General features: G+C 35.1%; 9 protein-coding genes and 1 tRNA gene. 8 read left to right on the top strand and 2 right to left on the bottom strand.

The features are described from left to right. Positions 1-615 precede the first annotated feature (615 nt). The 8 genes from rplU to ruvC all read left to right on the top strand — a co-directional run bounded on the left by rplU (position 616) and on the right by ruvC (position 5,392). Entirely contained in the window at positions 616-918 is a 303-nt protein-coding gene (rplU, locus tag WOCAOBSORBRA_RS05190) for a 50S ribosomal protein L21 (RefSeq protein ID WP_006279565.1), read from the top strand. A 10-nt stretch (positions 919-928) separates the two neighbouring features. After that, entirely contained in the window at positions 929-1,198 is a 270-nt protein-coding gene (gene rpmA / locus WOCAOBSORBRA_RS05185) for a 50S ribosomal protein L27 (RefSeq protein WP_006279564.1), read from the top strand. Between the two features lie 9 nt (positions 1,199-1,207). Then, positions 1,208-1,284, top strand: a tRNA-Ile gene (locus WOCAOBSORBRA_RS05180). A gap of 57 nt (positions 1,285-1,341) precedes the next feature. After that, positions 1,342-2,514 carry a methionine adenosyltransferase gene (gene metK / locus WOCAOBSORBRA_RS05175; protein WP_151807781.1) on the top strand — a complete coding sequence of 391 codons (1,173 nt, stop codon included), beginning with the start codon at positions 1,342-1,344 and terminating at the stop codon, positions 2,512-2,514. A 126-nt stretch (positions 2,515-2,640) separates the two neighbouring features. Next, positions 2,641-3,324, top strand: a complete 684-nt coding sequence (locus WOCAOBSORBRA_RS05170; RefSeq protein ID WP_038249063.1) for a TenA family protein — start codon at positions 2,641-2,643, stop codon at positions 3,322-3,324. A 44-nt stretch (positions 3,325-3,368) separates the two neighbouring features. Further along, positions 3,369-4,028, top strand: a complete 660-nt coding sequence (locus tag WOCAOBSORBRA_RS05165; protein ID WP_010962391.1) for a TenA family protein — start codon at positions 3,369-3,371, stop codon at positions 4,026-4,028. 47 nt (positions 4,029-4,075) lie between these two features. Further along, positions 4,076-4,903: a cytochrome c oxidase subunit 3 gene (locus tag WOCAOBSORBRA_RS05160; protein ID WP_006279354.1), complete on the top strand. Its 828-nt coding sequence runs from the start codon at positions 4,076-4,078 to the stop codon at positions 4,901-4,903. After that, a complete protein-coding gene (ruvC, locus tag WOCAOBSORBRA_RS05155; protein WP_151807779.1) occupies positions 4,904-5,392 on the top strand; it encodes a crossover junction endodeoxyribonuclease RuvC in 489 nt (162 codons plus the stop codon). It abuts the gene before it with no gap. Positions 5,393-5,436: 44 nt separating this feature from the next. Here the strand turns inward: ruvC and ruvX are convergent, their stop codons facing one another. Together ruvX and WOCAOBSORBRA_RS05145 are read right to left on the bottom strand one after the other, a co-directional pair. Beyond that, the gene (gene ruvX, locus WOCAOBSORBRA_RS05150) at positions 5,437-5,904 is read right to left on the bottom strand and encodes a Holliday junction resolvase RuvX (protein ID WP_010082183.1); all 468 of its coding nucleotides are present in this window, start codon (positions 5,902-5,904) and stop codon (positions 5,437-5,439) included. 303 nt (positions 5,905-6,207) lie between these two features. Further along, the gene (locus tag WOCAOBSORBRA_RS05145) at positions 6,208-6,393 is read right to left on the bottom strand and encodes a hypothetical protein (protein WP_138264918.1); all 186 of its coding nucleotides are present in this window, start codon (positions 6,391-6,393) and stop codon (positions 6,208-6,210) included. Between the last annotated feature and the right edge of the window lie 208 nt (positions 6,394-6,601).

Below are 6,601 nucleotides of genomic sequence, written 5' to 3'. Positions count from 1 at the left end.
TTAGTTGCAATTAAAAGCAGCTGAATTTCGCTTGTCAAGCGTTTAAAACATAAAAAACGCCAATATTTTAAAGCGGACAATAACCACGGGGCTTCTTTTGCCTTTTTTTTCATTTGGTAAATTCCTTAATGTTTATGGCTAAACGACAATCGTCATCCCGCTGCTTGTTAGCGGGATCTATTGCTGAGATACCGCGAATGAATCGCGGTATGACGGTTCGCGGCGGTATGACGTAGGACTGCTGTCATCCCAGTGCGTGACACTGGAATCCCAAAAAAGGATGATGTCATCCTAGTGCTCCTTTTTTTGTCATCCGAGTAGCTGACACTTGGATGACATCGTCATAAAGGAACCAGTGTCAGCTACTCGGATGACAGGAGAAGGGGCTACTTGCATGACGGTGTCGGTAAACTTAGAGCTATAATAACTATTTGCCTTTTTTCTGCTTAGGTTATGCAAGAAGTCTACTGTCTGAGAAAAGGTAGATAAAAGATGAAAACAGATAGAAGTATTTTAGTAGCTCAAAAAGAACGTTAAGTCATGCTTTTTATTTATATTGACAGCGTATATGACATCGTTTACGATTAAAGTTAATAACAATAATTTATATTTATCATGTTTGCAGTAATTGAGACTGGTGGAAAGCAATATTTAGTAAAAGAAGGTAGTATAATAAAGGTAGAGAAGTTAGAAGCTGAAGAAAAAAAAGAGGTAGAAATCAATAAGGTGATTTGTATTTCAAATAATGGCTTATCTTATTCATCTAATGCTACTGTTAAAGCTGAAGTGTTGGAGCAGTGCAGGGGGGAAAAAATTATAATCTTTAAGAAGAAAAGAAGAAAAAATTACCGTAGGAAAACTGGTCATAGGCAGTATATAACTGTTCTTCGTATAAATGAAATTAGTCTTCAAAAGTAAGAGGTAAGATATGGCAACTAAAAAATCAGGTGGTAGTTCCTGTAATGGTAGAGATTCAGCGGGTCGTAGGTTAGGAATAAAGAAGAATGGGAAGGTTATTCCTGGTAACATAATTGTGCGCCAAAGAGGCACAAAATTCCATCCTGGAAAGAATGTTGGTATAGGTAAAGATCATACGATTTTTGCTAAAATAGAAGGCTGGGTCAGCTTTAGAAGGTCAGCAAATAAAAAGACTTTTATTGATATCGTGCCTACAGATAATATGAAAGCTTCAGCTTGAATAAATCATGGGTCTGTAGCTCAGGTGGTTAGAGCGCACGCCTGATAAGCGTGAGGTCGGAGGTTCAACTCTTCCCAGACCCACCATTTAGTAGTTACTAACTGTGTTTTCTATAGCGGTTTTGATATTGTATAAGCAAAAACATGAGTTTATATAAAAATTTAGTAACCAGTGAATCAGTGGCGGCTGGTCATCCAGATAAAGTAGCAGATCAAATTTCAGATGCAATACTTGATGAGTACCTTTTTACTGATCCTTTTGCGCGAGCTGCAATAGAGACTTTAGTCACCAAAGATAACGTTATTATAGCTGGGGAAGTGTTTGGGCCTAACATCAAAAATAGCAGGATTGAAAGTATTGTACGGAATACAATAAAAGATATTGGTTACAAGCACGATGGGTTCCACTGGAGAAAAGTGAAAGTAAATATATTGCTGCATGAGCAATCAAATGACATTGCAATAGGGTTGGATCAAGGTGCTGGAGATCAGGGCATAATGTATGGCTATGCAACAACAGAGACAGAAAACCTTATGCCGGCACCCATTTTTTATGCACACTCGATTCTGAAAAATATCATGAGCGCAGTTAAAGAAGCAAAACTTGGTCCAGATGCAAAGTCACAAATCACTTTGGCATATGAGAATAACCTCCCGGTACGTGCTGAAAGTATTATTGTCTCAATACAGCACCCTGAGGATTTGGATCAATCAAAAGTAAAAGAAATAATTTACCCTTACATAGTTTCATCTTTACCTGAAGGATGGATGTGTCCTGAGGAAAATCTCTTAGTCAATCCAACTGGTAGATTTGTTATTGGTGGACCGGTTAGTGATTGTGGATTAACCGGACGAAAAATTATGGTTGATACTTATGGAGGTTATATTCCACACGGTGGAGGAGCGTTTTCCGGAAAAGATGCAACCAAAGTTGATAGATCTGCGGCTTATATGGCAAGATATCTTGCTAAAAATATTGTCTTTGCAGGTTTGGCTGAACGTTGTCTTGTGCAGCTTTCTTATGCAATTGGTGTATCAAAACCTACTTCATTCTATATTGATACATTTGGTGCGAATAAGGTAGAGGAAAGAGTAATTAAAAAGTTTATCGAGAATAATATAGATTTATCAACAAAAGGCATAATCAAGCATTTATCGCTTAATCATCCTATATATAAACGTACAGCCTGTTATGGACATTTTGGTAAACAGTCGGAAAGGGACGGTGGATTTTCTTGGGAAAACATGGACTTATCTGCTGATCTTTGTAGAGAATTCAATATAGAAGGTAATAGTAAAATTTCTTTAGATTGCTAAAATTTTTGATTTACAGCCCCATATTTATATACTAGCTTATTGTTAAAGCATAGCACGCTTTTTCATAATAATTATACCACATTAGTAATAATTTTTATATTCAATTTTTATTGTGAGGCTTATAAAGTGTATAACGAAATAGAAGGAGAACTGTACAACGTAATTGTAAAAGAGTTTTCTGATCTTATTGATAAAATAAAAGAACACCCTTTTAATGTTGAATTGATAAATAATACATTAGATTATGAAAAATTCAAATTCTACCTTCAGCAGGATTTTCTGTATTGTATAGATTGCGCTCGTGCTTTTTTAATTGTTGCAGCTAGAGTTGATGATATTGAAATGATGAGTAGTTTAATCAATTTGGCACAAGGAGCATTTTATGTTCGAGAACAGTATAAAAAATATTTTGAAGATTGTGATCTATCTGATGATCACAAAAAGTCAAGAGCTTGTTCTGCCTTTACTGACTTTTTCATGAGTGCCGCATATCACAATTCTGTTAATGAAGCTTTAGTAGCATCTTATTCTTGCTTTAACATATACCAAATCGTTATACGCCATATGGTAAATGAGATAACAACTAAAGGGGTTAAAAATAACAAATACAAAGAGTGGATCAACATTTATAGTAGCGAAACAGTAAATGCTGTAATTGATGAGGTTACTGATATTACAAATAAGCTATATAAAAAAGCTAGTGACTGTGAAAAAAAGAGGATGTATGAGTTTTTTAAGAAAGGGCTGGAATTAGAAATAATGTTTTGGGATGAGGCATATTACTCTAATATATCTAGCAAAGAATATTAGCAGCGGATTATTTACGTTAACTTGATCTTTTATCGGTAACTACAGTGTTCAGTGGCATAATTAGGAGCTGTTACGGGTCAAATCTTTTAAAGGATATAATTGAGCATCCTTTTAATGTTGAGTTAGCGAATAACACCCTAAATATAGAGAACTTCAAATTCTATGCTCAACAAAAGACGTTGTTCTTAGGTGATTATATTCGTACCACCTTAATTACTGCATCCAAAATGGAAGATTATAGTAGTATTATCTCGCTTGCTGAAGTAGCCCAAAGAGTAGTGACTGTTAATAGAATGCTATATGACTACTACTTTACTATGTACGGTATAAGTCGCGAAAAGAAATCTCTTGAGTGTTTTAATTTCACTAATTTTCTTTTATCCATCTCGCATAGTAATACCTATGAGGCTATGACGGTTTTGTATTCTTGCATGTTTATATACGAGACTGTCGTTGATAGCATGAAAAATAGATTCAAGAAAAATAATAGATATAGGGATTGGTTTAATTTTTGTTACAGTGATTCAGTAAAGTCTGGATGCATTATTTTGGAAAATATTGTTGATGGATATTGCAGCAGAGCAAGAGAAAACGAAAAGAGCAGAATGCTTGAGTTGTTTAGAATAACTGCACAATTTGTGTTAGATTTTTTGAACGGTGCATATAATTTTTCAAGATTCAATCAATTTCCTAAGGAACATTGACAATTTTAAGCTAATTTGTATCCTTAATAAGTATTTTTTAAAATGCTATGAAAAGTAAAGAACATGATTTTCATTTAGTGGATCCAAGCCCTTGGCCAATTGCTGTATCAGCAGCAATTCTTATTCTTGCACTTGGATTAGTTGGCGCGCTTCATAAACAAATTGTCGGAATGTTTTGTTTAGTTTTGGGAATCTCCGCAGTATCAGGGGTGCTGTTTTATTGGTGGAGAGATGTAATAAGGGAGGCCATTTATGACAAATGTCACACTGCCATTGTAAAACATGGACTCAAATTTGCAATGTACTTGTTTATTCTCTCGGAGGTCGTATTTTTTATAGTGTTCTTTTGTTCATTCTTTAAAGCCTGGCTTGATCCAGTTTTTTTATTTGAGGCGTTTTCTCCTGCAAAAAAAGTTGAATGGCCCCCTGAGGGAATTTTGCCACCTGATCCGTGGTCACTACCATTCATGAATACATTAATATTATTGCTTTCTGGTACAACAATTACTTGGGCAAATCACTCTTTACTTAAAAATGATAAAAAGAGCATGATTAAAATGCTGTCCATAACTATATTGCTTGGAGTTTTTTTTATAATAGTGCAAGCAATAGAGTATCATGAAGCGAGTTTTTCTCTACAAGAAACAGGAGAAAAGCTTATTTATACATCCAATTTTTATATGATTACCGGTTTTCACTGCGCACACGTTATAATAGGAATAATATTTTTATCAGTGTGTTTATTTAGAGCACGGAAAGGCCAATTTACACTTCAGGACCATTTGTGCTTTGAGTTTGCCTCCTGGTATTGGCACTTTGTAGATGTAGTCTGGATATTTTTATTTTTGTTTGTCTATTGGTTAAGCGTTTATTAAGTGGTTAAAATAATAGGTCTAGATCCAGGAATAAGCAAGACTGGGTGGGCCATTATCAGCCTGAACGAAAAAAATAATATTGAATTTTTGGGCGGCGGTACCATATCAACTGATGGTAAATTGGGTACAGGTGAACGCCTACATATAATTTTTGAACAATTAAAGAAAGTAATTTCCCTATACTCTCCGAATGAAGCTGCGGTGGAGAAAATTTTTGTTAATAAAAATCCTAAATCTTCACTAACTTTAGGATATGCAAGAGGGGTTGTAATTTTAGCGTTAAAAATAACAAAGCTAACTATGAATGAATATGATGCAAACTATGTAAAAAAAAGCATTACCGGAAATGGCCATGCTGATAAGGATCAGATGATATTTATGGTGAAGCAAATAGTTAAAAATTTGAGTATAAAATGCCACCATGCTGCTGACGCTCTTGCTGTAGCAATTTGTCATGCTTATACGAAAGGTTCTTGTTTTGTTGAGTAACTTTTATATGGGATTCAGTTTGAAGATTTCCAGATCTGGAAAAACTATTTGATTGTATTTATCTTGTCTAACGTTCGTTGCAAAATAATACATGCGGAGATTTTATCATCTATTTTTTTCGATTTTGTGATTGATATTCCAGTAATTTTTAGTGTATGAGTTGCGATAGATGTTGAGAAGCTTTCGTCTTGTAAGTATATATTTACTTTATATTTTTTTATTATTTTATTTGCGAATTGGATTATAGTTTTACACCATTTAGTTTCTTGCTCGTCCATTTTTAATGGTAGTCCTATTACCATTGATCCAGATTCATTTTCTTTGAATATTCTATGCAGATAACCTAAATCTTTGCTCATATTTTTTCTGTGATATATGCTATGAGCTGTGGCTATGAGCTGTGTTTTATCGCTAAATGCTATGCCTATTTGCTTTTCTCCCATGTCAAGGCACATTATGCGCTTATCTTTTGGAATAGACTTTAGAAACTCATCTGGATTTCTATGTAGCATCTATTAGACTTCCTTTAAAGTGACCTTACCAAAAAAGTGGAGAGAAAGTTAAGAAAATTTTTTACAAAAAGAATAATGAATCAAATTGCTCAGGAATGCAATAGACTTCTTGCATAACCCAAACTAAGTAGAAAAAAGGTATCATCTAAGTAGCTGACACTGGTTTCCATCCAAAAGGGCAGTGCCCCTATGATGTCATTCCAGTGCTTGACACTGGGATCCAGACTTTAATTGTTATACTTGTAAATAAGTCTGGTGAGAATAGACGTTCATCTCAAAATGCAGTATTTTTGTTGAAATAGCTCAACTGGATTCCAGCGTCACGCGCTGGAATGACACCTTTGTGTTTGCATAGCTGTACGAACATTGTGATTTGAGAGCAATCTCCACAAGGGAGGATGTCATTCCAGTGCCCAGACACTGGAATCCAGGAAAAAGAATGGTGTCATCCAAGTAGCTGACACTGGGATCCAGAAGACTTAATTTCAACCAAATAATAAAGGCTGGATCCCAGTGCTTGGCACTGGAATGACAGCAATCCTACGTCATACCGCAATTCATTCGCGGTATCTCGGCCGCTAACAAGTAGCGGGATGACGGTTATCGTTTAGCTACAAACATTAAGAAATTTACCAAACGAAAAAAAAGGCAAAAGAAGCCCCGTGGTTGGCTAATTACTTACATTATACTTTCAAGT

The organism is Wolbachia endosymbiont of Cardiocondyla obscurior (assembly GCF_902713635.1).
GTDB lineage: Bacteria > Pseudomonadota > Alphaproteobacteria > Rickettsiales > Anaplasmataceae > Wolbachia > Wolbachia pipientis.
Note: the sequence above shows the minus strand (reverse complement) of the source record. Positions and strands in the feature narration are given on the sequence as shown.

Excerpts from the sequence above, each read along its gene's own strand:
- rpmA (WP_006279564.1), top strand. The coding sequence starts at position 929 with ATGGCAACTAAAAAATCAGGTGGTAGTTCCTGTAATGGTAGAGATTCA.
- metK (WP_151807781.1), top strand. The coding sequence starts at position 1,342 with ATGAGTTTATATAAAAATTTAGTAACCAGTGAATCAGTGGCGGCTGGT.
- ruvX (WP_010082183.1), bottom strand. The coding sequence starts at position 5,904 with ATGCTACATAGAAATCCAGATGAGTTTCTAAAGTCTATTCCAAAAGAT.
- WOCAOBSORBRA_RS05160 (WP_006279354.1), top strand. The coding sequence starts at position 4,076 with ATGAAAAGTAAAGAACATGATTTTCATTTAGTGGATCCAAGCCCTTGG.
- rplU (WP_006279565.1), top strand. The coding sequence starts at position 616 with ATGTTTGCAGTAATTGAGACTGGTGGAAAGCAATATTTAGTAAAAGAA.